General features: G+C 62.7%; 3 protein-coding genes. All 3 read left to right on the forward strand.

The window, feature by feature from the left end; genetic code table 11:
* Positions 1-40: 40 nt before the first annotated feature.
* A complete protein-coding gene (locus AC1DY5_RS53290; protein WP_478122296.1) occupies positions 41-712 on the forward strand; it encodes a hypothetical protein in 672 nt (223 codons plus the stop codon).
* Positions 713-838: 126 nt separating this feature from the next.
* Positions 839-1,072, forward strand: coding sequence for an AbrB/MazE/SpoVT family DNA-binding domain-containing protein (locus AC1DY5_RS53295; protein ID WP_478122294.1), 234 nt, complete (start codon positions 839-841; stop codon positions 1,070-1,072).
* Positions 1,069-1,485, forward strand: coding sequence for a type II toxin-antitoxin system VapC family toxin (locus tag AC1DY5_RS53300; RefSeq protein WP_478122295.1), 417 nt, complete (start codon positions 1,069-1,071; stop codon positions 1,483-1,485). Before AC1DY5_RS53295 ends, AC1DY5_RS53300 begins: the two co-directional genes overlap by 4 nt.
* Positions 1,486-1,997 lie beyond the last annotated feature (512 nt).

The following is a 1,997-nucleotide window of genomic DNA, read 5'->3' on the forward strand; positions in this document are numbered from 1 at the left end:
CTGTAGGGCTGTGCGGATCTCGCCGGCCCATCCGCTCTGGATGCGCATCACGCATTGGCTCAACGCCATCGCGGTGCTGATGCTGGTCACCAACGGCTGGCGCATCTACGACGCCCCGCCGCTCTTTCCCTTTACCATCCCGTCGATGGGTCCGCCTGGACTTCAATTCAATCTCGGCACGCGATGGCGCCACCAAAAGACCGGAACGTCCATGGGTTTTGCGATCGAACAGACACAGCAGAGAGCGCGGTGGTTCGTTGCGTCCCGACTGTCAGCGCGGCTCTGGAATCGCCAATGTCAAGGCTCGTTGCCAGCAGGAGGCACCGTGACGCACTACGACCCCGAAATCGCACCGGCGCCAGCAGCCTGGCTTGCGCTCGACGAACAAGAGCGAATAAAACTTGTGCAGTCGTCTCACCGCACCTCGCGCATCAAGCTGCCCAACGTCAAGGCCCACGCCGCGCTTCACGCGATTGTTGAGAACCAAATTGCCGAGGGGCTGGAGCCAATTGTTCGGGCGATGGCGCGTCTGGAAAACGAGGGTCTGTCGCGCCATGATGCGCTTCATGCCATCGGGGCCGTTTGCGCCGAGCACCTGTTCGAGATCTTGAATTCAAAGCGTGAAGACGAGCCGGGCACGGTTCAGGCGCGCTACGAGGCCACCGTCGAGCGCCTCACGGCAAAATCATGGCGGCAGCAGTATGGCGCGTAACGAATAGCCGTTTCCGTGGGCGCCGCCGCTAAGCAGGTGTAGCGACACGACCCTGTGCGACCCTGTGCGACGCTTGCCGGGGCGGGCCAATCCTGCTAGTATTACCGTGTAATACTTGGAGGCGTCATGGAAGCCACGTCGGTCACCAGCAAGGGACAGGTCACCATTCCCAAAGAACTTCGGCAACAGCTGGGCATTCGGCAGGGTAGCCGCATCGAGTTCTCGCTGGTCGGCGACCACGTTGAGATGCGAGTAAGGAGTTCGCCCTCGGGTGAGCCTGGCAGAGGGTTCGGCATGCTCAAGAGCCTGCGCGCCGCCGTGCCGACGGATTTCGACCCCGCCACGCTGCTCAAGCGATGATCGGCCTGGACACCAACGTTCTCGCTCGGTACTACATTGACGACGATGCGGACGCCGAGGCGCATCGGCAACGCCTGGCGGCTCGCCGCCTCATCGAGTCGGGTCAGCCCCTGCTGGTGAGCAAGTCGGTGATCCTTGAACTCGAGTGGGTCATGCGGGGCTACTACGGCTTTGCGCAAGCCGAGGTGGCATCCGTCATGCGGCACCTTCTCGAACAGGCACACATCGCCGTCGAAGACCGTGATGCGGTCGAACAAGCGCTCTCAAACTGTGAGGCGGGCATTGACTTCGCCGATGCGCTGCACCATGCGAGCTACAAATCTTGCGACAGCGTCGCAACGTTTGATGACCGCAAGTTCGCCCGGCGGGCCAAAAAACTGGGGCTGGCGCCGGCCGTGGTGGTCGTGTCGTAGCGGTCGACCTGTGCCAGCTTTGGTGACTTCCCATAGCCTGATGGTCTGGCGCAGACCCTGCTGCTCTGCTTCGACCAGTCGCTGCACGGCCTCGCCCCTAGCGCGGCGGTGGACTTCCGCGGCGTCGCGCTGGTTTCGATCGAACTCGGCGCCGATTGACTGCACCTCGCCAACCACGGCGGTGCCGAGAACTTGCCCGGAAGGCCCGGGTTCGTATGGAAAGTACTATTACCCCAAAATGCACCGAAACCGAGATTGCCCCAACGGCGAGATCCCCGCACCCTCACTCCCTCACCGGCCAGTGCCGGGTCAGTCCGTGCCATGCGCTCGATCTCGCCGACGGCCTCGTTCAGGCGCTCAATGGGTCTTCGCGTGCCGCTCCAACCAACGGCACGAATTCCGCATGCCGGTCCTCATGCGGCTGCGCGCGCAACTTCGCAGCACAAACCTGCTGACCACCGATTCCTCGGCCAAGCGCATGGGTGTGTCGGTCTATTTGTCCACCACGCTGG

The organism is Variovorax sp. P4_D9, from assembly GCF_056401695.1.